This is a genomic window from Arthrobacter sp. S2(2024) (assembly GCF_036662515.1).
Taxonomy (GTDB): Bacteria; Actinomycetota; Actinomycetes; order Actinomycetales; family Micrococcaceae; genus Arthrobacter.
The window spans coordinates 413,670-436,509 of the sequence record NZ_JAYKZI010000004.1 but is presented as its reverse complement, the minus strand read 5'-3'; the positions used below and the strand labels follow the sequence as shown (position 1 = coordinate 436,509).

Below are 22,840 nucleotides of genomic sequence, written 5' to 3'. Positions count from 1 at the left end.
AGGAATCTCCACACGTGACCACTACGCCGCCGGGAACACTGACCATCCGGAACGCCCTCATCTTCGATGGCGAGACCCGGAACCTGATCGAAGGCTCCATCACGGTCCGCGAGGGCCGGATCACCGAAGTGGGGCGAGACGTGGAAGAGGCCGGAAAAATCGTTGACGCCGACGGCCGTACCGTGATTCCCGGGCTCATCGATGCGCATTTCCATGCCTACGCGCTCAGCTTGACTGCCGCCAAGAACGAAACGGGGCCGTTGAGCTACTCTGCGCTCGCAGGGGCCCGGCGACTTGGGGCAGCCTTGAACCGGGGCTTCACGAGCGTCCGTGACGTGGCCGGGGGAGACATAGGCCTTGCCAATGCCATCGACGAAGGCTTGTACGCAGGTCCGAGGTACTTCTTTACCGGACCGGCCCTGAGCCAGACAGGTGGCCACGGTGACATCCGGGCCGCGGACGACGGCGGGTGCTTCCATGGCGGCCACATGTGCGAAGTGGTGGACGGCGAGGATGAGCTTCTGCGGGCCGTGCGCAACCGCTTCCGCACCGGAGCCACGGCCATCAAGCTCATGACGTCCGGCGGAGTCATTTCGCCCGTCGACCCCATCAGGGTTCCGCAGTACAGCTCGGCCGAAATCCGCACTGTAACGGAAGAGGCCTCCCGCCGGGGCAGTTATGCGACGGCCCACGCTTACTCGCCCGAGGCCATCCGCCATTCGGTGCTCAACGGGGTGCGCTGTATTGAGCACGGCAATCTGCTGGACGCCGAAACTGCCCGCTTGATGGCTGACAATGAGGTCTACCTGGTTCCGACTTTGGCGACCTACGACGCGATGGCACGGCGCGGCGAAGAAATCGGTCTCACGGAGATAGGGGCGGCCAAGAACCGGGAAGTGCTGAATGCCGGCCGGAATGCCGTCGTGTTAGCACGCGACGCGGGGGTCCGAATTGGATTTGGTACCGACCTCATGGGGGAGCTGGAGGACGAGCAATTGGCCGGGCTCCGCCTGCAATGCGAAGCACTGGGTGTCTACGATGCGCTCCGCTCTGCGACATCGACCAACGCAGCCCTGTTGCGTCGCGATGACCTGGGCCGCATAGCCGAAGGAGCCTTTGGAGACCTGGTCATCCTGGACGGAAACCCTGTCGATGAACCGTCGGTGCTCTGGGACGAAAGTCGCACACGTACGGTCATCAAGGCCGGACAGGTCATCACAAGGCAGTAGCCAGCCGCTAGAGGCGGCCTTGAACCGAGGCCCGTGCGGTCGAACGGGCCGCCGGCCCCCACTAAGCTGTGGCCCATGGAAACTGTCGTCTGGTCCAGACCGGAAAATGAGCGCGCAGGGACGCCGCTCCTGGTGATGATGCACGGATACGGCACGGACGAGCAGCGAATGGTGAATCTCTTTCCGCAGCTCCCCAAAGAATTCACTTGCGCTGCGCTCCGTGGGCCCGTGGCGATAGGGGACCACTACGGCTGGTTCCTGCTGGACTACTTCCTCGCCAACGACTTCGCGGACGTCATCACGGCCACTAACAAGGTCTTCGCCTGGATCGACTCCGTCAAGCGGAATCACAGCAGCGTGAGCCTCCTGGGCTATTCCCAAGGCATGGCCATGGCCAGCACGCTTCTGCGTCTCCGTCCGGAAGGCTTCAAAGCGACAGTGGGCCTCTCCGGATTCGTGCTGGAAAACGACCTTCTGGCGCTCAGCGAGTCCTTCGATTCGCCGCCGCCGTTCTTCTGGGGCAGGGACAAAGCCGATCCCGTGATCTTCAGGGATGCCATTGAGCACACCGAGGAATGGCTCAACAAGAACATGGCTCTCACCTCGAGAACCTACCCCGGCATGGGCCATCGGATCGAGGCCCGGGAAATGGCGGATGTGAGCGCGTTTCTGCGGTTTTACGTCCTTCGTTGAAGTGAGGTCCGCGTCACATTCGGGGATGCCGGAAAACAACTCTTGATTGCCAAAATTGTAAGCGCTTACACTCTTCTTCGGCGGTGCAAGGATGTGCCGCCAAATCCAGAAGATGAAAGGGTTGAGGCCGTGTTGAATGGTTAAGGCTCACCGCGTGACAATCCAGGACGTTGCCGTCCTCTCGGGCTTGTCCATCTGCACCGTTTCACGCGCCCTGCGGAACCTGCCGAACGTGTCCGAAAAAGCACAAGCCAAAGTGGCCGACGCCGCAGCCAAGCTCGGCTACAAGGCATCCTCCGCGGCGGCCCGGCTGGCCGGCGGAAATACCGGTTCCATCGCCATCATCACTCCTACCGCCACCGCGTGGTTCTTCGCCCAGGCCGTTGAGGCGGCCGAGGAAGTGTTCGGAGACAGCGGTTTCGACACCGTCCTGATCAGCCTGCGCGGCAAGTCGAGCGTCAAGCGGAAGATCTTTGGCGACCTCCTTGGACTGTCCCAACGCGTGGATGGCGTGCTGCTCCTCAACGTCGATTTGAGCGAATCCGAGGTTGCCCTCCTGGCCGCGTCCGGCCTTGCAGTTGCGAGCGTGGGGATGACTTCCGTACCGTGGGACAACGTAGGGATCGACGACGAACTCGCAGCTTGGCAGGCCACCTCCCACCTGCTGGGGCTGGGCCATTGGGATCTGGCGGTGCTTTCCGGCCGCGAAACCCAGGAGAACTCGGTGTTGACGGCCAGCGACAGGCTCAAGGGATTCAGCCGTGCATTGAAGGACCATCACCTGACTGTTCATCCGGACTTGGTCATCAATTCGGATTCCACGATCGACGGCGGCCGTATAGCCATGAACGAACTCATTGCCCACAGAAGCCTTCCCACCGCGGTCTTCGCACACTGTGACGAGGCGGCGTTCGGGGCACTGATGGCCTTGCGAGAGCATGGGCTGTCCGCACCAAAGAATGTCTCCGTGATTGGAATCGACGACCACCCCATGAGCTGGTTCCTCGGCCTGAGCACGGTGGCGCAGCCAGTGGCGGACCAGGGTGCCTTCGCCGCCAACCTCCTGGTGGACCGGCTCCAGAACGCCGACGCCCCCAACGAACCCTCCCACCATTTCCTTGACACGAAACTCATTGAACGCAAAACCACGCGCCGCCAGCGCTGAACGGACCACTCCACACCATGACTGATACCCGAGCCACCCAGAAGACCGCCTGGACGGGCGCTACCGCGCTCCTTTTCGACCTCGACGGCGTGCTGACGCCCACCGCCGTGGTGCATGAGCAGGCTTGGCAGGAGCTCTTCGACGGCTACCTGGCCGAAACGGGCCATCCGGACGGCTACCAGGAGAGCGACTACTTCGACCACATCGACGGCAAGCCGCGCTTCGATGGCGTGCGTGATTTCCTCACCTCCCGTGGAATCACGTTGCCGGAAGGACCCACCGACGACGATCCCGCCAACACCAGCGTGCAGGGCCTGGGCAACCGCAAGAACCGGATCTTCAACGAGATCGTGGATTCGCGTGGCGTCGAGCCCTACGCGGGCTCCGTCCGCTTCATCCACGCCGCATTGGAGCTGGGACTCAAGCTCGCCGTCGTGTCCTCTTCCCGCAACGCGCCCGCCGTCCTGAAGGCGGCCGGACTGGATGGCTACTTCCCGGTAGTCGTCGACGGCCAGGTGGCAGCCGCCGTCGGGCTCCCCGGCAAGCCGGATCCGGCCACGTTCCGTTACGCCGCCGAACTGCTGGACGTTCCCGCCGAGGGCTGCGTCGTCGTCGAGGACGCAGTGTCCGGCGTGCAGGCCGGCAGTGCCGGGAACTTCCGCGCCGTGATCGGGGTGGACCGGGGAGCCGGCCACCAGACCCTGCTCGACGCCGGCGCAACGTTCGTGGTCGACGACCTCGATGACCTCCTCTAACCAAGCCGTTTCACCAGAAACAGAAGGAACCCAACAGTCCATGGCACTCATCAGCTCCGACCGGCTGCGCTTCCCCTGCGAACCGTGGAAGCTCGTGGAGAGCATCCACGTTCCCGGCGACGCCGGTACGCTCGAAACCCTCTTCAGCCTCGGCAACGGCCACCTGGGCATCCGCGGTGCCCATTGGGCCGGGGCGGACGCCGAACTCCCCGGCACGTTCATCAACGGTTTCCACGAAACGTGGGACATCAAGCACGCCGAGAACGCGTATGGCTTCGCCCGCACGGGACAAAGGATCGTCTATGTGCCGGATGCCAACAACTTCAACGTTGTCATCGACGGCGAGCAGCTGAGCCTCACAGAGTCCGCGGTGCAGAATTACCGCCGCAGCATCGACTTCGCCACGGGTGTGTACGAATGCGCCGTTACCTGGGAGTGCCGTTCAGGCGCCATTGTCACCACCCTGGAGCGCCGCGCCGTCGGGATCGATTCAAGGGGTTCCCTCGGCATCGAGCTGAGCCTCACCGCAGACCGCCAGGTGTCCGCTGACATCACGTCCTTGGTGATCAATCGGCAGGACCAGCCTGTGGAGGACCACTCGGCCCACGACCCCCGCCGCTCCGGCCGCCACGCTGGCCGGGTGTTGCTTCCGCTCCACCTCCAGGGCTCCGACGGATCGCTGCGCATGGCTTGGGAAACCGCTGAATCCCGGCAGCGCATCGGCATGGCCGTGGACCATTGGATATCCGCCGAAGGCCAGCCCTTCGAAACCGTGGTGGGGGAGGACGAGTCAACGGTCCGCTACGTCATGGCCGTGAATGAAGGCGAGACGTTCCGCTTGGAGAAGAGCGTCAGCTACGTCGTGAACAGCGCCGATGCAAGCGAATCAGACCCGGGCGAGATCCTCGCGTCCGACGCCGAATTGGGCCTCGTGCCGTTTGACGCGCTCCTCGCCGAAGGCACGGCGCACTACCGGGATTACTGGTCTACGGCGGATATCACCATTGGCGGCCAGCCCGAACAGCAGCAGGCCGTGCGCTGGAGCCTGTTCCAGCTCGCCCAGGCCACCGCGCGGGCCGGCGTCGCGGGCATCCCGGCCAAGGGCGTCAGCGGCTCCGGCTATGAGGGCCACTACTTCTGGGACCAGGAGGTGTACCTCCTGCCGTACTTGACCTATACCAACCCGGCCGCCGCGCGCCAAGTGCTGGAATCCCGCCACGCCATGCTTCCCGACGCCCGGATTCGGGCCAAGGAACTCAGCGTGGACGGTGCGCTATTCCCGTGGCGCACCATCAACGGGCTCGAGGCCAGCGCGTACTACGCCGCCGGCACGGCGCAGTTCCACATCGCCGCCGCCATCTCCTTCGCCGCCAACCGGTACCAGTGGGCCAGCGGTGACGCGAGCTTCCGCGCCGAAGTGGGCGCCGACCTGTTGATCGAGACGGCCCGCATGTGGGCTTCGCTGGGCTTCTTCGGCAAGGACGGCTTGTTCCACATCCACGGCGTCACCGGCCCGGATGAATACACGGCGGTGGTCAACGACAACCTCTACACCAACGTCATGGCCCGCTTTAACCTGCGGGCCGCTGCGGCACTGGAACACCCGGACGTCCCCGACACCGAGCGGATGGTGTGGCAGCAGGCCGCCGCGCGTATGTCCCTTCCCTACGATCCGGACATGGAGATCTACAGCCAGGACAACGACTTCATGACCCTGGAGCCGTGGGACTGGAACACCCCTAAGTCGAAGTACCCGCTGCTGCTCAACTTCCACCCGCTCGTGATCTACCGGCACCAGGTCCTCAAGCAAGCGGATACGGTACTGGCGATGTTCCTCCAGTGGCAGGACTTCACGGCCGAGGAAAAGCAGCGCGCGTTCGACTTCTACGATCCCATCACCACCGGCGACTCCACCTTGTCCGCCTGCGTGCAGGGCATCATGGCGGCCGAGGTGGGCTACTCCGACGTCGCGCTCAAGCACTTCACCGAGGCCTTGTTCATCGACCTGGACAACACGCACCACAACACCGTTGACGGCGTGCACATCGCGTCCACCGGCGGCATCTGGAGTTCCCTGGTGTGCGGTTTCGCGGGCATGCGTGACCAGGGCCAGGTCCCGCACTTCGATCCGCGGTTGCCGGCCGAGTGGGACAGCCTGTCCTTCCGGCTCAAGATCCGCGGGCGGCTGTTGTCCGTCGAGCTGCGGCCGGCGACCATCAGCCTTGCGCTGGTTCCGGATGCAGGTTCTCCTGGGCTAGGGTCCGACGCCGGTTCCGCACCTTTGGAGGTCAGCGTGCGCGGCGAGCGGCTCGTCGTCGGCGTCGAGACCGTCACCGTGCCCCTCGACGAAGTGCCGGTCCCCGCGCCGTCGGTCTTCCCGAGCCTCTTCCCGACGGCGGGACTTCCGGTGATTGGGAGCGCGCGGGTCTAGGCGGGCCCCCAAGCTCAGCCGGGGGCCCGCAGTCCATCAGCGTCTTGCTTCTGGTAGATTGTCGCAAAAATGACGGTGATCCATGCCGTCGGGGTATTTGGGGGTCTCCTTGAGCGTGCGTGGATTAAGGTTCTTGGCTGTTTTCTCTGTCCTGCTTGGATTGCTCGCCTCGATAGGGATTTCTGCCCTCCCAGCGTCCGCTCGCGTTCCGGAGAGTTCCCCGGCATCTGCTGCAATGCGCGGTCCAACGGAACCGGTGGACCCCGGCACCTTTGTGTCGCTTTCACCGTTCCGCGCCCTGGATACGCGTGGTGGTTCGGCTGTGGGTGCTGATTCGCCTGTGTCCTTCCAGGTGGGTGGGGTTTCGGGGATTCCGGCGAATGTTTCGGCTGTGGTGTTCAATCTGACGGTGACGGGGCCGAAGTCGTTCGGGTTTGTGAGTGCGTTTGCTTCCGGGACTGAGCGTCCGAACGCGTCGAATGTGAATTTCGGCGTTGGTCAGACGGTGGCGAACTCGGTGACGGTGCCGGTGGGTGCTGACGGGAAGGTGACGTTGTTCAACCGGTCCGGCGGTTCCACCGACCTGATTGCCGACGTCTCGGGCTATTACCTGTCCGGGGCTCCGGTGGTTCCGGGTGCGTTTGCGCCGTTGGCTCCTTCACGGATGTTGGATACGCGTGGCGGTTCGGCTGTGGGTGCTGATGGGCCTGTGTCGTTCCAGGTGGGTGGAGTTTCTGGGATTCCGGCGAATGTTTCGGCTGTGGTGTTCAATCTGACGGTGACGGGGCCGAAGTCGTTCGGGTTTGTGAGTGCGTTTGCTTCCGGGACTGAGCGTCCGAATGCGTCGAATGTGAATTTCGGTGTTGGTCAGACGGTGGCGAACTCGGTGACGGTGCCGGTGGGTGCTGACGGGAAGGTGACGTTGTTCAATCGTTCTGCCGGTTCCACCGACCTGATTGCCGACGTCTCGGGCTGTTACCTGTCCGGGGCTCCGGTGGTTCCGGGTGCGTTTGCGCCGTTGGCTCCTTCACGGATGTTGGATACGCGTGGCGGTTCGGCTGTGGGTGCTGATGGGCCTGTGTCGTTCCAGGTGGGTGGAGTTTCTGGGATTCCGGCGAATGTTTCGGCTGTGGTGTTCAATCTGACGGTGACGGGGCCGAAGTCGTTCGGGTTTGTGAGTGCGTTTGCTTCCGGGACTGAGCGTCCGAATGCGTCGAATGTGAATTTCGGTGTTGGTCAGACGGTGGCGAACTCGGTGACGGTGCCGGTGGGTGCTGACGGGAAGGTGACGTTGTTCAATCGTTCTGCCGGGACCACCGATCTGATTGCGGATGTTTCGGGTTACTTCATGGGCCAACTCATGCCGCCGGCGACGCCGGTCATCTCTCCGCCCACGAGCATTACGACCTTCGCTGGAAGTGACTGGGGTACGGTCAATGGCGGAGGGACTGTTGGTGAAGGGCAATACGATTTCACCATTAGTGAGCCGGGCACGTATCCGGCAAAGGGTTTTATTTACTCGGTCAGTGGTGCTCCAGTTTCGTCATTCCCGGTCAATCTCGGCTGTGACACCCCTCGGGTCGCGCAATTTGTGGTGGTCTGTCCGGCCGAAGGACGGAAAGCGACAGCGACGGTGGGGTCTGTTGATTACTTCACTTTTATAAGCGTTTGGGCGTTCAACGACGCCGGCTTTAGCAATCCGACGACCTATCGGTTCAGTGTGGCAAATGCCGTGCCCGTGCCCACGACCGTGCTCCCGATCACCGCACCGAGCGGAGGGAATTGGGTGCCCGTTGCTACCCAAGTCGGCGGCAGGCCTATAGCCACCGGTTCTTGTCAGGGAGATACGAGCGCGGGATACCCCGGGAGCACCAAAATGAACGCCCTTCAACTGAATGGGGCACCAGGCCAGTTCGGGGAGACGGCGTCGCTGGCAGTGAATACGCTGGAGAGCTTCAGCGTCTCAGGATGGTTCTGCCCCACAAAAGTAGCAGGTGGAACAACCCAGTCGCTGATAGCGCAGGTTGCTGATAGCGGGGCCATGGGCGGGGCGCTGCGGCTGGATCCAAAGGGCTCGCCCGAGCTGGATACCTGGACCACGGGCAACACGCTGGAACAGGTGCAGACCCGGCCACAGTCGGACAATGCCTGGATGTTCATTTGCGCTGTTTATGACAAGGTCAATCAACAGTTGCGCATTACTGTGACCTCGGGAGGTACCACTTCAACCTGGACCACGGCCGCAACCTCGACCCAAAGCCGCCTTCCCTCCACTTCCGGACCTGCGCGTCTCGGAGAAGGCTTCACGGGTCAGATCCTCAACCCCGTCATGACCCAAGGCATCCTTACAAACGATCAGTTCAGCAACGTACAGAACGTTTTCACGCCCAGCTCCCAAGGGGTGCTCAGATGAGCAAACTGCAGCCAAGCGGCTAGGGATCGGTGGCTCCCCACCGGCACGCTGACCTTACTCAGCACCGGCTTCACTACGGACGGCAGGCACCGTCTCCGGCGCATCCCAGTCGATGTGGTGGCGATAGACCCAGTCGAAGTTGTCGGCCGTCTTCCGGGCAAGTGAGCGGAAGACGGCCTTCAGCACAAGGTCCTCGAAGACGCGCTTGAATTGGCCGCGGATCTTCGGGGCGGCATTCCGGCGGCCCCATTCCACCACCGATTCCGCCCGGTTCCGGCGTTCGGCCTCGTAGCGGACGAGGGCACCGGGGATGTCGCCGGGCGAGGTGCGCCGGAGCGATCGGCCCAGCGCGATCGCGTCTTCGATGGCCATGGAGGCGCCTTGCCCGGACGACGGCGATGCAGCGTGCGCAGCGTCCCCCACCAGCACCAGCCGGCCCCGGTGCCAACTGGGGATGCTCGGAAAATCGGAGGTCGTGTACGGCCGGATGATGCCGTCGGTGGCGGTGATGATCTCGGCCATGGGTGTGCGGTCCCCGGCCACGAGCTGTGTCAGCCAGGACTTGCGGGCCCGGTGATCCAGCGCGGCCGGATCCTCCGATGACCGTTGCAGCGGGTTGGCGAACCACCAGATCCTGCCCTCCGGATCCTGCATGTAGCAATAGAAGCACCGCTTGCCGAAAACCATCTTCATGCGTCCCGGTTCGACGTCCAACAGCCCGGCCGGAATCACACCGGACTCGACGATCCCGCCGGTGTTGAGCAGGGGGATATTGCGGGGTGCCGGCGACGAAGGGTCGATCAACGGCCGCACGGCCGAGTGGAGCCCGTCGGCGCCCACCACCAGGTCTCCGTGCGCGGAGGTGCCGTCCGCGAAAACGGCCGTTACGCCGTCGGGCGCTTCCTTCACCGTTGCGAGCCGCTTTCCGTACTCGATGCGGATCCCGCGGGCACCTGCCGCCTCGCGGAACATGCGGTACAACTCCGAACGCGTCATGGTGCGGGCGGTGGTGCCGTCCGGGAGGGATCCGCCGTAGTCGAAATCGATGAGGTGTTTTCCGGTGCTGCCCAGGTACATGGACATCTTCGGGGTGCTGAAGCCCAGATTGGCAGCCGCATCCTTAAGCTCGAGGGTTTCCAGGGCATCGAGCCCATTGACGGCCACAGTCAAGAAGCCGCCGATGCCGTCCGAGGGTCCGCCGTAGGCCTCGAAAACGGTGGCGTGATGGCCGGCTTTCTGTAGCGAGATGGCTGTGGCGAGTCCGGAGATCCCGGATCCGATGACAAGGCAGTTCAACATGGCAGAGTCCTTTGCGATATATTTCGTTCGGATGAAAGAAATATATGACTCGGACTGAGGGTCGTCAATCCTTTCGGTGGGACGAAATAATTTGCTAGCCTCGGAGGATGGAGAACCAACCGGGAGTCAGTGGGCGGCGCCAAGACTTGCTTGAGGCGGTCTTTGCCTCGGGACGGGAGCTTTCGACGGCGGCCGTTATGTTCCACACCAAGCTGTCCGAGCTGCGCGGGCTGTCTGCGACGGAGGGCAAGGCGATCGACATCCTGCTGCGCTTCGGACCCATGACGGCGGGGGAATTCGGCGAACGTTCCGGGCTGGCGCCGGCCTCGGTCACGGGATTGATGCAACGGCTCGAGAGCAAAGGCGTGGCGCGCAGGGTCCGGCACAAAGCGGACAAGCGGAAGGTGCTGATCGAGCTCGTGGGGGACCAGGTGACTGCCGCGATGCCCCATTTCGTAGACTTCATGGGCGGGCTCGCGACCCTGTTGGAGGGATACAGCGACGAGGAACTCCGCGTCATCGCGGACTATTCCTCGAAAGCCGCGCGCATCCAGCAGGACGCGGCGGGACGGCTGGGTGCCTGAGCCCGGCGGGAACGCGCACGACGACGGCGGCCGCGCGCCGTCGTCGAACCCCGACTGGGGTGCTCCCTACTTCGGCGCGATGCCCCGTATGCTGTTGTTCCGCTTCTCATGGGTAAGTTCCGCGAGCCCAAGGGCTTCCAGCAGGGGCGGCATGTACATGCCGAAGCGGCCGCGGTACCCCTTGCGCAGGCCGTACCAACCGCCCACCGGGTTGCTGTCGTCGCGGGCCCAGGCCTCAACGGTGCCTTCGGCGGCAGGCTTGTTCTCGTCGGCGGCGCCGAGCGGCACCCAATCGCCTTGCTGGAGTAGCCACGCATGGAGGTCCTCGATGGCGCTCAAATGGTATTTGAGAGTGGTGGAACCCACTTGGCAAACGATCGCGGGCGGGTCACCTGATTCGTCCCGATACATCGTGTAGTCAGAGGAGCCTGGCGGGGTGGTGAGCGTCCAGGGGTCTTCCTTGGATCCAGCGGCCATGTGACGGTGTCCTTCCTGGCGGGCGTCGCTGCAGGCGTCGCGCGGTGTTGGCTACACGCTACACAGGACCTGGCCGAATGTCTGCGGGGCGAAGGGCGGGTGGTAGCCGTCCGGTAGATTGACCGCTAGGGGCGGTCCGACCCGGGCTTCCGGGCCGGTGAATGCCAGGGGATCACATACCGTAAGTGGGGAACTGGACCCGGCGCGGACAACCCCAAGCCCGGCGGCGAGCGAATCGTTACTGGCTCGGACGGTTCAATTACTATTCACCCGACCACTACCGCACATTCATGAGGTGGGAAAAATGACAACTTGGAGTGAGGTCCTGCTTTCCGGGGGCCCTTGGGTGCATAGAGCTGACGCGGCAGAACTCCCCCTGATCAGGGAAGCGGCCGGAACCACTGACGTGCTGCTGGTAGAACTCGACGGCGCGCGAATGAGCACCGTCGACGAACTCTTCCGGGAATACGTTCGTGAGTTCTCGTTTCCGGAATACTTCGGCTGGAATTGGGACGCTTTCGATGAGTGCATGCATGTTCTGGAGGAACGGCCTGCTCGTGCTTACTTGACCATAGTGATTCACGCAGACCACGTCCTGTCAGCGGAGCGCGAGGACCTGGCTACGTATCTTCGCCAGTTGGAGGACATCGGCCATGGTTGGAGTTCTGCCTTTGGCCTACGCCCGGAATGGGGAGGCGGCGAAGTGCCATTCCATACTGTCTTAATCGACCCAGACTACTGATCTCACGAAAGGGTTATCGGCCCTAATTTGTGACCGCTGGTTGAGAATGGCGGTTAATTCGCAGTCCGGATTGGCGGCGAGGCAGGCAACACTTGGTTCCCGCATAGCTGGTCCGACGATAAAATCATGCATGAGGTCTCTGATATTGCGACGGACCCGTCGCTTACATGGGTTCAGCAGACGGGCAGCCTCGGCGCTGATTTCACCCGAGCGGGAGACCCCGTCAAATACAGGGTTGAAGGAGTTCGTGACGGTTTGAAAATCCGTGTCATTATTCAGCCGGGCGGCGAAGGAATCATCACAGGGTTTCCGATCCCATGACCACTAATCAACCACCCAACGAAATTATAGTTCGGCTCCATCGAGCGATGGATGCCGCAACCGGCCTCCCGGACGATGACGTCGAGAACGTCCAGCTGCTCATTGAAGTGGGCGAGTCGCTGGAAGCATTCGAGACGCTGTGCACACAGATCTATGAACGGGAGATTTCCCTTCCATCGGAAGAGGTTCGGGACTTGGAATTCCTAGGCGGCGTTCTAGGGGCAAACAGACGCTTTACCGACTACCTCTGGGAGGACGCATCTGAGGCGTAGCTTCGGTATCTGGCTCTGGACAGCACGCCCGAACCTTGGGCACCGGCAGCCGTCTTGCTTCTTATCCGCCATTCATTGTGGGACTCCTATTTGGGGGTTGAGCAGGTGTGGGTGGCGCCTTCGCTACGGTTTCCTACCGGCACACGAACCAGGCCTGACATCGACCACGCCGTCAGCATGCGGACTGGGATTCCACATGTCGCCGAAGCCTGACGGCGACAACGCACCCTAGAGGTTGCCGACGCTCCGCACTATCCCGCCTGACGCCGGGTTCGACCCTGAATTCAGTATCTGGCTCTCTGTGGTTCGTGGTGAGTGTTCTGCCGCGACGAAGGCGCGCGACGACGGCGGCCAAGTGCCGTCGTCGAACCTCGCTAGGTCACCGGACCGGTCGGGCCGGGGCAGACGATCAGTGTGAAGGTCACCGGCCGCGGCGGTCTCCCGGCGACCGGTGTGTCGGCGGTCGCGATGAACATCACCGTTGCGAACTCGACCTCCTCCGGGGTCATCACCGCCTTCGCGGGCGGGACCGCGAAACCGGGGACGTCGAATCTGAACTACACGGCCGGGCAGATCATCCCGAACTTCGCGATCACCGCGGTCGGGGCGGGCGGGACGATTTCGTTCACGAACGATTCCCCGGGCACGGTGCAGCTCATCGCCGACACCATGGGCTACTTCAACGGCCCCGTGACCGGCGGCCTGCCCGGGCCGCACCGGCTCCAGTCCATGACCAGCACCCCCGCCACAGGGACACCCGCCACCAGCACCTTCACCTGGGATGCCGCGGGCCGGATGACCGGCCGGGCCGGGGAAACCCTGTCCTACACTCCGGACGGGAAACTCGCCACCACCACCGGCAGCAGCACCCTGCCGGCGAACCCGAACCCCTCCGCGGCCGCGGGCACCCCGCCCGCACCCGTGTCCGGGACCGCGGGCAGCACCGGGACCCGGTATTACGACGCCGGAGGGAACCTCGTCGGCATCACCGACGGCACCGGCACGACCGTCACCATCGGCTCCATCACCGCCCACGTGACCCCGACAGGGGTAAAGACCGCGACCAAGACCTACAGTTTCGCCGGGAAGGCCGTGGCACAGCGCACCGCCGCCGGCGGGACCGTGAAGCTCGCCTTCATCATCAGCGACAGCGTCGACACCGCCCAAACCATCCTCCAGGCCAGCAGCGGGACCACCCCCGTCACCGCCCAAACCCGCTACACCGACCCCATCGGCCTCGCCCGCGGCCCCACCCAGACCGCGCCAGGAACAGGAGCCTTTGCCACCGCCGCTTCCAGTGTCACCGGGATGGGCTCCAACGCGGCCAACCCGAACGGGTACGGGGCCGTCAACGGGTACATCGGCGGACTCGCCGACACCATCAGCACCCTCACCCACCTCGGCGCCCGCGACCTCGACCCCGTACTCGGAGTGTTCACCGCGCCGGACCCCCTCCTGGATCCGACCGAACCGAGCAAATACAGCCCCTACGCCTACTCGGGCCAGGACCCCGTCAACCACAGCGACCCCTCAGGACTCGACTACGGCATCGACGATGCCATCGGAGTCGGGGTAATCATGGGAATTGGCATCATTGGCGAGTGGATGTCGACAGTTCATCTACCGGCGTACCAGTGGCACCACCCCTCATTCATGATGCCCGCAACGCCCGGACGAGCACCGGCAGCAGACGCCAGCACCAGCTTCCCGGCAATACCCGCATCCGCGGACAGCACCATCTCCTTTGACCGGCCAATGGTCGGTACCATCGGCGCTGACGACGGCTACGTCGCCGACTACCCCGAGGCCACAGGAACCTACTTCCCCGCCATCCCTCAAAGACCCTCGTCAACCAACGACGGGGCAGGCAACGACGGGGCAGCCCTCGCAGCAGCGAACGCCATCATGCACGCCGCGAGCCAAGCCGCCACACAAGCAATCGGCAACCAAAACCAGGCAGCCGCGGCCGCAAAGTCGGTACTTGCGATAACGTCCGGCATCTATGTAGTAAATTCGGTCGACGGAGTGTATGTGGGTCAGTCCAACAACATCACGCGGCGCCTCAGGCAACATGTGAGGTCCGGGAAGTTCACCGCGGACGAGGTCGCGAACGCGGCCCGGCAGGCCGTGAGTGGGAGCAAGACCGCTCGTGAGATGGCCGAGCAGACTATGATTGACCGGATGGGCGGCATTGATAACCTGCTTAATGCCGTGAATCCGATTGGCCCGGGCCGCTTCGGCTTGATGCCTGACCAGCCCTACTTGCGGTACTAGCGGTGGGAGTGGTTATGAGCGATCGTGGAGATGCCGGGGAGATGGTCCTCACCGGTCCCTGGACGCCAGAGGCGGCGGAAGCAGTTCGAGATGGGCATGTCGATCGGCTCGTCCTCAATTACGCCCTCGGCTTCACTGAGCCGTCGTTGGACTTCCTGGAAGGTCTACCTTTGCGTGAGCTGGTGATCCTCGCGCCGCAACTGTCGGATCTGGAACCAGTCCACACTCTGGCGCCGACTCTGCAGGCATTGCATGTCTCCACGAACTCAACGCTTAAACTCGACCTTGGCCGGCTTCCACGTCTGCAGGAGTTGGCTGCCGCTTGGCCGCAGGTCGTCAGCAGCATTGACGCGCTCGCGGGCCTGCGCGTTGCGTTCCTGCGTGGATATCAGCCAACAGACCTGAGGCCGCTTGCACCACTGACTGGTCTGACCGATCTCGTGATGAAGGATCGGCCCAAGATCAAGTCGCTCGTGGGGCTATCCACTCTTTCGAGTCTGCGACTGCTCGGAATCTACTTGGCCAAGGATCTGGCCGACGTCGAGGATCTGGACGGTCGGTCAGCGATCGAGGATCTTGCGTTGGAGAGCTGCCGGAAGATCCAGCGGCTCGATGCTCTGGCTGGATGCACCGGGCTGCGCAGACTCAATCTGAGTGAGTGCGGCGATCTGGCGTCGCTGGCTCCGATCCGCGCTTTGACGAAACTTGAACAGGTCTCGATGTTCGGATCGACCAAGATCAAAGACGACGATCTGGAGCCGTTGTTGGCCCTTCCGCGGCTGCGGCAACTGCGGATGCAGAGCCGGCGCTCGTACCGGCCCAGCTTGGAGGAGATTCAGGCGTTGTTGCCCCGAGCTTGAGACTCAGCAACGGCGCCGGTGATGAGGTGGAGTTTGGTTTTGGTCACAGTCGATCGATGATGCCGGCGACGGTGGTGCACCTTTGTCGGTCTATCGATCCAGCATTGTGCCACAGCCCATGGCGCGATTGAGAGTTTTATCTCGATTGTCAACCTGCCGCCTAATGCCTTTCGCTGGGAAGGCCACGCGCCAGGGACTGGAAGTATTCGGTCGCCTCAGCCTCTTCCGTGAACTCGAGGAGATTGCCGGCCTTGCTTGCTAGGACGTCCCGCACCTCGGCCGGTGTGGCGAAGAAGACCTCCTTACGGGCGTTCGCCTGATTCAGAGCGCGGTCTGCGAAGTGACTTTGTGGATCGGCTTCGAGGGTGACGGCGTCCTCGGAGAAGTAGATGGTGTGGACGTCGAAGCGGAAGGGGTGGCGAGTTGAATCATGGCTGGTCCACATAGAAGTAGTTCTCGGAGTCCTTGATTACCTGGGCTAGCCAGGATCAGTACCTATGATTGGATTGGCGAAGGCTCCTGACGAAGCGGGGCTGAAGCCAAGTGCCTCCGAGGTATACGGGTTCGAAATCCCACCGGTTCTCGGTGGTGCGACCGAACTGAACAACATCGAAGTGAGCGACTTTGTCGTTTCCCTCAACCCCACGGGTCAAATTCACAGCCAAGTTCGAGGCCTTCCACCGGGAACACCGATTAGCGGCATTTCACTGACCTAAGGGCCGATCTCCACTCGGGCTGCGATGCGTCGGGCGCAAGCGCTGGCTGAGTCTGTGGAGTGGCGTTCGATGGTTGTCGGCGGCTGGTGCCGCAGCCTGACTTGCATCCGAATCGCCGTGGGACGGGAGTTTTCGCAGCCGCTTCTGCTGCCGCCCTTTGAACGCCGATAACGCCGGGAACCTGGCCACCACGGACTACGCCTACCCGGGCGGCCCCTCGGCCCCGGGTGCGTTTTCGGCCCAGACCCCGTTCCGGACGATGGATACCCGCGACGGCACGGGCGGGGTCACGGGCCCTGGAGGCCCCAACCAGACCATCAGGGTCAAGGTCACCGGCCAAGGAGTCATCCCCGCCACCGGCGTGTCCGCGGTCGCGATGAACATCACCGTCGCGAACTCCACCTCGTTCGGGGCCATCACGGCATACGCGGGCGGGACCGGCAATCCCGGTACCTCCAACCTGAACTACTCAACGGGGCAGATCGTCCCGAACTTCGCTATCACACCGGTCGCGTCCGACGGCACGATCGCGTTCACGAACAATTCCTCCGGCACGGTGCAGATCATCGCGGACACCTCCGGGTATTTCCTGGGCGGCACGGCCACGGTCCCGGGTGCGTTTTCGGCCCAGACCCCGTTCCGGCAGCTCGACACCCGCAACGGCACCGGCGGGGTCAACGGACCGGTCGGGCCGGGGCAGACGATCAGCGTGAAGGTCACCGGGCGCGGGGGCCTCCCGGCGACCGGGGTCTCCGCCGTCGCGATGAACATCACGGTGGCGAACTCGACCTCCTCCGGGGTCATCACCGCGTACGCAGGCGGGTCTCCGAAACCGGGGACCTCGAACCTGAACTACACGGCCGGGCAGATCATCCCCAACTTCGCGATCACCGCGGTCGGGGCGGACGGGACGATTTCGTTCACGAACGATTCCCCGGGCACGGTGCAGCTCATCGCCGACACCATGGGCTATTTCAACGGCCCCGTGACCGGCGGCCTGCCCGGGCCGCACCAGCTCCAGTCCATGACCAGCACTCCCGCCACCGGGTCCCCCGCGACCAGCACCTTCGCCTGGGACGGAGCAGGGCGGATGACCGGCCGGGCCGGGGAAACGCTGGCCTACACCCCGGACGGGAAACTCGCCACCACCACCGGCAGCAGTGCCCTGCCGGCGAACCCGAACCCCTCCGCGGCCGCGGGCACCCCGCCGGCACCCGTGTCCGGGACCGCGGGCAGCACCGGGACCCGGTATTACGACGCCGGAGGGAACCTCGTCGGGATCACCGACGGAGCAGGCACGACCGTCACCATCGGCTCCATCACCGCCCACGTGACCCCGACAGGGGTAAAGACCGCGACCAAGACCTACAGTTTCGCCGGGAAGGCCGTGGCACAGCGCACCGCCGCCGGCGGGACCGTGAAGCTCGCCTTCATCATCAGCGACGGCGTCGACACCGCCCAGACCATCGTCCAGGCCAGCAGCGGGGCCACCCCCGTCACCGCCCAAACCCGCTACACCGACCCCATCGGCCTCGCCCGCGGCCCCACCCAGACCGCGCCAGGAACAGGAGCCTTTGCCACCGCCGCTTCCAGTGTCACCGGGATGGGCTCCAACGCGGCCAACGCGGCCGGATTCGGTGCCGTGAACGGGTACATCGGCGGACTCGCCGACACCATCAGCACCCTCACCCACCTCGGCGCCCGCGACCTCGACCCCGTCACCGGCACCTTCACCAGCCCGGACCCGGTCCTCGACATCGCAAACCCAAACAACTACTCCCCGTACGGGTACGCGAACGCGGACCCCGTCAACGGCAGCGACCCATCAGGACTGATGATCAACTGCGAATGCGGGATCGGTATCGGCTTCGGCTCCTGGAGCATGCCCAGCGGCGGCGCCGCCGCCGGCGCCGCCGCCGTTGGGGCAGTGGGGGTGGGGGCGATCATGTCCCTGCCCACCGTCTTCCAGAAATTCTCCGACTGGCTAAACTCATTGTTTGCCTCAAGCGGCGCAACAGCCGCTGCGGAAGCCAACGGATTCGCCGCCGACCAGTACATCCCCTGGACGCACATCACCTACCCCGCCGCTCCCGCCGGGCCTGCGGTCTCCACCACCCCGGCCGACACGCCGGAATCATGGGGACTGGCCGACGGCTACACCGCCGGATACCCGGAAGCCACCGGAACATCCTTCCCCGCCATCCCCCAAAGACCCTCGTCAACCAACGACGGGGCAGGCAACGACGGGGCAGGCAACGACGGGGCAGGCAACGACGGGGCAGCCCTGGCAGCCGCGAACGCCATCATGCACGCCGCCAGCCAAGCAGCCACCCAGGCAATCGGCAACCAAAACTTGGCAGCCGCTGCGGCGACTGGTCTCGCGCTACCCGCTGCGTTGGCAGGCGGACCGGCCAATACGGACGTATATCTAGGCAGCTCGGCTGGTAGCGACGTGTATGCAGGAATCACGAACGATGTCGACCGAAGGGCCAGACAGCACGGCGACCGGTTCTCGATACGGGCGATAACGGCCTATCCTTTAGTCCGAGGTGCAGCGCGCGCGATCGAGCAAGCGCTGATTGCCCGCAATCCGGGCTTCGAGAATAAGATCAATAGCATCTCTCCCAACCGGCCGTTCTACCAGGACGCGGTGGACTGGGGCGAGGCATGGTTGAAGGGGAAAGGTCTCTAGTGGGTTCGGTTCAGACCAATATGCGCATACTCAAGCCCACGAGGAAGAAACCTCGGCTGGGTGATGTTTTCGTGCTGCAGATGCCTGACGATAAGTACTCCTTCGGACGCGTGGTTAGTACGTCGGCGATGGTCGGGGGCCGGATTCAGTCACAGCTGATTTACGTTTTTGAGATCCGTTCCGCTTCGAAGGATCTTCCCGCGCGTTCGGAACTTCGGAGCGACCACTTGTTGGTCCCTCCGATGATGACCAATCTCTTACCGTGGTCACGAGGTTACCTGGAGACAATCGCGCACCTGCCCTTTGAACCCGGCGAGGTCCTTTCCCAGCATTGCTTCTACGATTCTTTCTTCCAGAAGTACGTTGACGAACTCGGCAATGACCTTCCAGGGCCGGTGGAACCGGTCGGGGAATTAGGCCTTCAGAGCTTTAGGACCATCGACGACGCCGTAAGCGCAGGGTTGGGTATTCCGCTTGTTCCCGAAGGCTGATCATGAATGTGGTTTGGGTTTCCGCATGAAATCCTTGACTGTCAGTCTGGGGTATACCCCAAACTGACGTCAGGACAGAGTGTCCTGCATGTCAGGTTAGGATCTGTTTTCTTTTTATTGACGCCCGTCCTCCGACGTCTTGGATTTCAATCTGACGATCTTTGTGAGGACCGGAAACATGACAGGCAGCGCATCGGGTATGCGAGTTTCAATCCGGGCTCAGTCCACTGACAGGCATCAGGCGGACCTGTTGGCCGCGGGCGTCCGACGCGACCTCGACGCGGACCACGGCGTATCCCGGGCCTGGGTATCACGACCCCAGTTCGACCGCGGACTCGATGCGCTGATCGAAGGAGACACTCCCGTCATCACCACCTTGGACCGGCTCGGGCGCTCCACCCAGGACATGCTCACCTTTATCGGTGGCCGGCCCCGCCGAATCATCGACAGCCAGATTCGAAACGCTATCCGCCTGGTCGTGGGTGGCGAGCCTGCCGCGCAGGTCGCCCGCGGTCTCGGCATGTCCAGGGCAACGTTCCACGGGCGATCGCGGGCTCTTCCCCGCTGACTGGGCGGCCCGTCCGCCGGAAGGGCGACACACTCGCGCCGGCACTGACCGGGCCCGGATTGTCAGCCCACGCGGATGTCATTATCAGCGAGGAACTCGCGGGAGCGGCCCATCTGGCGGTCGGTGGAGAAGGCGTACCATTCTTCGCTGAGGTTCTCGCCGTGGACGATGTCGCGGAACCGGGCGAAGGCACCTTTGCCTTCGATCGCGTGCTCAAGACGCTCTCGGAGGGCCTTATCGTGCTGCCGTTCCGCAAAGGCCGCCATGTCACGCCAGCCGTCCCGGGAATCTATGCGGTCGATTCGAAGCCAACGCTCCGGATCTTCCTCTGTATCGACGGCTGCGTCCTCCCCGACGATCATCGGGTCAGTGGCGGCGTCGTCGTACACCTGCCCGGTACACAGGTCGAGGTAACCGCCGGATGACAGTCCGGGATCCCCCTCCAACACGGCACTGAGCATGTCGAGGTCGACAGGCACCGCCCTGCCTGTCGGCGGCACACCGCGCAGACACGCCAACAGGTCCTCGGCCAGCAGCTGGTCACCGGCTCCGCCGCGCCACGTCAGCCGGTTGATGACCGACAGTGCCACCGGCTCGGCCTCCCCACGGCGCTGCTCCAGGGCCATTGGTATCCCGGCCCCCACCTGCTGCAGAACGTCATCGATATCGTGTCCCATCACCGCTGCGAGGAAACGAGCCGCATTTGCCGCAGCGATGGCTCCCCGCAGTTCGGACAGGTCAATCCTGGGCACCTGCACCTGTTCGGGCCAGGCATGCAGCTGCATAGGGTGCGACTGGCTCGGCTTCCGCGGCGCCCGGCCTTCCCCGTCGTCATCTGCCCACCGGCGCCCGTACTGGTCCGGGATACTGCCCCAACCCCAGTACGGCAAGGGGACCTCAGGGCGAATACCCAACACATCCAACGGGTCCACCTTCACCTCCCCGACCGCGCACCGGTGTATCCAAGCGTCACCGAGGTCAAACGTAAACTGAAACTCAGCCCCCGGCTCCACCGTCCGGACGACCTTGACAGCAGCAATGTCCATCGGCGCGATGATCGGGCCGCCGATCGATCCGGCCATCTCAGCACCCGTCTCTTCATCAGTAATAACCCGGCCATCGGCCAGGGTAAACAGTGACAGGTGCGAGCGGTCCCACCGGGCGAAGGCATCATTGATGGCATTGGCGAGATCCATGAAGGTATGCGACGGTCCGACCGCGAAGACGCGCCCGGGCCACGGCCAAAGCTCCTCCCCACGACCGCCGAGCAGTTCCACCGTCACCGATAACCAGGTTCGTGCCATGCCCCAAGGATGGCACGAACCGCTACGTAGCCATAACCGCCTAACCGCCAGATTCCGCCCATTCCGTCTCGTGAAAACGTCTCCTCCCGAACCACCGCATAACCGATGCTCCCGCATCGACATCCATACCCTCGTCACAGGCAATTTTCGCTTTTGTGGGCGTGCTTAAGGTGATCGTCGGTTCACGCGGACAAGCCGGCAGCGTGAACCCCTGTACGCGTACTCCGCCGCGACGCGGCCAATTTCTTCGACCCCTCAGGCTTGGACTGGCAGACCAGAAGCGGATGGCGCCAGGAACCCCTCAATCGCGTCCGCCGCAGCCGGTGCCCCGCCGGAACCGCGGACGCGGGCACTCATCGCCTCGAGCTTGCCCCGGATCGCCTCGTCGCCGCTGACGTCAAGGACAGTTTCCCGGATCAGTTCGGGGGAAAGCCCCTCCAGGGGGAGCCGTCGCCCGAGTCCCAGATCCTCCACCCGGCGTGCATTCGCGCCCTGTTCGGGCTGCAGCGGGAAGGCAACCAAAGGTACCCCAAAATAGAGCGCCTCCATGGTCGAGTTCATCCCGGTGTGGGAAAGGAACGCATCGGCGCGGGCTAGGACTTCGAGCTGCGGAAAGAACGGCCGTACCTCAATGTTGTCCGGGATATCCCCCAGCTCGGACTCCTCGACGCGCTCTCCGATTGCCATGGCGACTTGCCAGTCTGTGCCCGCAAATCCTTCCAGGCACATCCTGAAGAAATCCGGCCGGTCATTCAACGGGGTGGTGCCCAGCGAGATGAACAACAGCGGCCTGTCCTTGGCCCGGGGCCGCCACGCCTCCTCGTTGCCCCGTGCGCCAAGGCATGGACCCACGAAGTGGAACCTGCCGTCGAAAGTCTCTCCCGAGGGCTGGAATTCCCTCGGGATGAAGGAGATGTTCAACGACGCAGGAGGTCCGCCAATGAACTGCAAATGGCCCACGCCCTGCTCCGCGGCGAAATCATGGATCCGTTGGCCAACCTGTGTCCAGGCCTCGATCATGCCCGGCGGCGGCGGGCCCGGCATGAGGTCCCGCATCGAGAAATGTTCATTGGTGGCGTAGCTCGGTAGCAACGCAATATCGGGCAAGGCCAGCTTCGCGGCAGCCATCTTCCCCGAGAGCGTCATGGCGTCGTAGGCCACCCCGTCCGGCGGGTCCTCTGCGAGCCGGGCCAGCAGCGCCGGGAATTCCTCCCTTGCGCCCTTGAGAATCCGATCGAGCAGTCCAGACATCATTCCGGACGGCATTCCCGCGAACATCCCCGACATCGGTGACGGACCTCCACTAGCGGGCGCTGCGCCGCCCTCTCCAGTCGCTGCGCCGCCCTCCGCCAAACGCTCGCGTGGCGGGAGGAAGGCCGCCAGATCCTCTCCGCTGGGAAAGAACACGGCACCAGCAGATTCGACCGCTTTCGCATACTTCGCCGACGTCGCATAGGTGACCCGGTGGCCCCGGCGAACCAGCTCGGCGACCACCGGCAACGTCGGGTTCACATGGCCCGCCGCGGGCAGACAGATGAAGGCTACGTGCATGCC

At 63.7% G+C, this 22,840-nt stretch carries 21 protein-coding genes; 16 read left to right on the top strand and 5 right to left on the bottom strand.

The window, feature by feature from the left end; genetic code table 11:
* Positions 1-14: 14 nt before the first annotated feature.
* From VLA65_RS11465 to VLA65_RS11440, 6 genes are all read left to right on the top strand, one after another.
* Positions 15-1,229, top strand: a complete 1,215-nt coding sequence (locus VLA65_RS11465) for a metal-dependent hydrolase family protein (protein WP_059388419.1) — start codon at positions 15-17, stop codon at positions 1,227-1,229.
* 75 nt (positions 1,230-1,304) lie between these two features.
* Complete coding sequence (locus VLA65_RS11460) at positions 1,305-1,922, top strand: alpha/beta hydrolase (protein WP_059388420.1); 618 nt, start codon at positions 1,305-1,307, stop codon at positions 1,920-1,922.
* 154 nt (positions 1,923-2,076) lie between these two features.
* Positions 2,077-3,087, top strand: a complete 1,011-nt coding sequence (locus tag VLA65_RS11455; RefSeq protein WP_253257245.1) for a LacI family DNA-binding transcriptional regulator — start codon at positions 2,077-2,079, stop codon at positions 3,085-3,087.
* A gap of 17 nt (positions 3,088-3,104) precedes the next feature.
* The gene (locus VLA65_RS11450; protein WP_284764054.1) at positions 3,105-3,842 is read left to right on the top strand and encodes an HAD family hydrolase; all 738 of its coding nucleotides are present in this window, start codon (positions 3,105-3,107) and stop codon (positions 3,840-3,842) included.
* 40 nt (positions 3,843-3,882) lie between these two features.
* Complete coding sequence (locus VLA65_RS11445; protein WP_332602569.1) at positions 3,883-6,273, top strand: glycoside hydrolase family 65 protein; 2,391 nt, start codon at positions 3,883-3,885, stop codon at positions 6,271-6,273.
* Between the two features lie 256 nt (positions 6,274-6,529).
* Positions 6,530-8,686 carry a hypothetical protein gene (locus VLA65_RS11440; protein WP_332602568.1) on the top strand — a complete coding sequence of 719 codons (2,157 nt, stop codon included), beginning with the start codon at positions 6,530-6,532 and terminating at the stop codon, positions 8,684-8,686.
* Between the two features lie 54 nt (positions 8,687-8,740).
* Here the strand turns inward: VLA65_RS11440 and VLA65_RS11435 are convergent, their stop codons facing one another.
* The gene (locus VLA65_RS11435) at positions 8,741-9,985 is read right to left on the bottom strand and encodes an FAD-dependent oxidoreductase (protein ID WP_332602567.1); all 1,245 of its coding nucleotides are present in this window, start codon (positions 9,983-9,985) and stop codon (positions 8,741-8,743) included.
* Positions 9,986-10,092: 107 nt separating this feature from the next.
* Between VLA65_RS11435 and VLA65_RS11430 the strand changes: the two genes are divergently transcribed.
* Entirely contained in the window at positions 10,093-10,569 is a 477-nt protein-coding gene (locus VLA65_RS11430) for a MarR family winged helix-turn-helix transcriptional regulator (RefSeq protein WP_332602566.1), read from the top strand.
* A gap of 66 nt (positions 10,570-10,635) precedes the next feature.
* Here the strand turns inward: VLA65_RS11430 and VLA65_RS11425 are convergent, their stop codons facing one another.
* On the bottom strand, positions 10,636-11,046 hold the full coding sequence (locus VLA65_RS11425; RefSeq protein WP_332602565.1) for a DUF6855 family protein: 411 nt from the start codon (positions 11,044-11,046) through the stop codon (positions 10,636-10,638).
* A gap of 304 nt (positions 11,047-11,350) precedes the next feature.
* On the opposite strand from VLA65_RS11425, the gene VLA65_RS11420 reads away from it, so the two are divergent.
* From VLA65_RS11420 to VLA65_RS11405, 5 genes are all read left to right on the top strand, one after another.
* Positions 11,351-11,788, top strand: a complete 438-nt coding sequence (locus VLA65_RS11420) for a barstar family protein (RefSeq protein ID WP_332602564.1) — start codon at positions 11,351-11,353, stop codon at positions 11,786-11,788.
* A gap of 69 nt (positions 11,789-11,857) precedes the next feature.
* On the top strand, positions 11,858-12,109 hold the full coding sequence (locus VLA65_RS22005) for an EndoU domain-containing protein (RefSeq protein ID WP_442880294.1): 252 nt from the start codon (positions 11,858-11,860) through the stop codon (positions 12,107-12,109).
* A 47-nt stretch (positions 12,110-12,156) separates the two neighbouring features.
* Positions 12,157-12,381, top strand: coding sequence for a MafI family immunity protein (locus VLA65_RS11415; protein ID WP_332602563.1), 225 nt, complete (start codon positions 12,157-12,159; stop codon positions 12,379-12,381).
* A gap of 468 nt (positions 12,382-12,849) precedes the next feature.
* Positions 12,850-14,655, top strand: a complete 1,806-nt coding sequence (locus VLA65_RS11410; protein ID WP_332602562.1) for an RHS repeat-associated core domain-containing protein — start codon at positions 12,850-12,852, stop codon at positions 14,653-14,655.
* 14 nt (positions 14,656-14,669) lie between these two features.
* Positions 14,670-15,515: a hypothetical protein gene (locus VLA65_RS11405; protein ID WP_332602561.1), complete on the top strand. Its 846-nt coding sequence runs from the start codon at positions 14,670-14,672 to the stop codon at positions 15,513-15,515.
* Positions 15,516-15,675: 160 nt separating this feature from the next.
* On the opposite strand, the gene VLA65_RS11400 is transcribed toward VLA65_RS11405, so the two are convergent.
* Positions 15,676-15,960, bottom strand: a complete 285-nt coding sequence (locus tag VLA65_RS11400; protein WP_332602560.1) for a GIY-YIG nuclease family protein — start codon at positions 15,958-15,960, stop codon at positions 15,676-15,678.
* A 52-nt stretch (positions 15,961-16,012) separates the two neighbouring features.
* Between VLA65_RS11400 and VLA65_RS11395 the strand changes: the two genes are divergently transcribed.
* The 4 genes from VLA65_RS11395 (at position 16,013) to VLA65_RS11380 (ending at position 19,982) form a co-directional block, all read left to right on the top strand.
* Positions 16,013-16,231, top strand: coding sequence for a T6SS immunity protein Tdi1 domain-containing protein (locus VLA65_RS11395; RefSeq protein WP_306960256.1), 219 nt, complete (start codon positions 16,013-16,015; stop codon positions 16,229-16,231).
* A 157-nt stretch (positions 16,232-16,388) separates the two neighbouring features.
* Positions 16,389-18,923 carry an RHS repeat-associated core domain-containing protein gene (locus tag VLA65_RS11390; protein WP_332602559.1) on the top strand — a complete coding sequence of 845 codons (2,535 nt, stop codon included), beginning with the start codon at positions 16,389-16,391 and terminating at the stop codon, positions 18,921-18,923.
* Positions 18,899-19,414 carry an Imm26 family immunity protein gene (locus VLA65_RS11385; protein WP_332602558.1) on the top strand — a complete coding sequence of 172 codons (516 nt, stop codon included), beginning with the start codon at positions 18,899-18,901 and terminating at the stop codon, positions 19,412-19,414. Before VLA65_RS11390 ends, VLA65_RS11385 begins: the two co-directional genes overlap by 25 nt.
* Positions 19,415-19,592: 178 nt before the next feature.
* Entirely contained in the window at positions 19,593-19,982 is a 390-nt protein-coding gene (locus VLA65_RS11380; protein ID WP_332602557.1) for a recombinase family protein, read from the top strand.
* A 62-nt stretch (positions 19,983-20,044) separates the two neighbouring features.
* Here the strand turns inward: VLA65_RS11380 and VLA65_RS11375 are convergent, their stop codons facing one another.
* Both VLA65_RS11375 and VLA65_RS11370 read right to left on the bottom strand, forming a co-directional pair.
* Entirely contained in the window at positions 20,045-21,286 is a 1,242-nt protein-coding gene (locus VLA65_RS11375; protein ID WP_332602556.1) for a UPF0158 family protein, read from the bottom strand.
* A gap of 255 nt (positions 21,287-21,541) precedes the next feature.
* Positions 21,542-22,837 (bottom strand): macrolide family glycosyltransferase, encoded by a 1,296-nt coding sequence (locus VLA65_RS11370; RefSeq protein WP_332602555.1) that lies wholly within the window; start codon positions 22,835-22,837, stop codon positions 21,542-21,544.
* Positions 22,838-22,840: the final 3 nt, after the last annotated feature.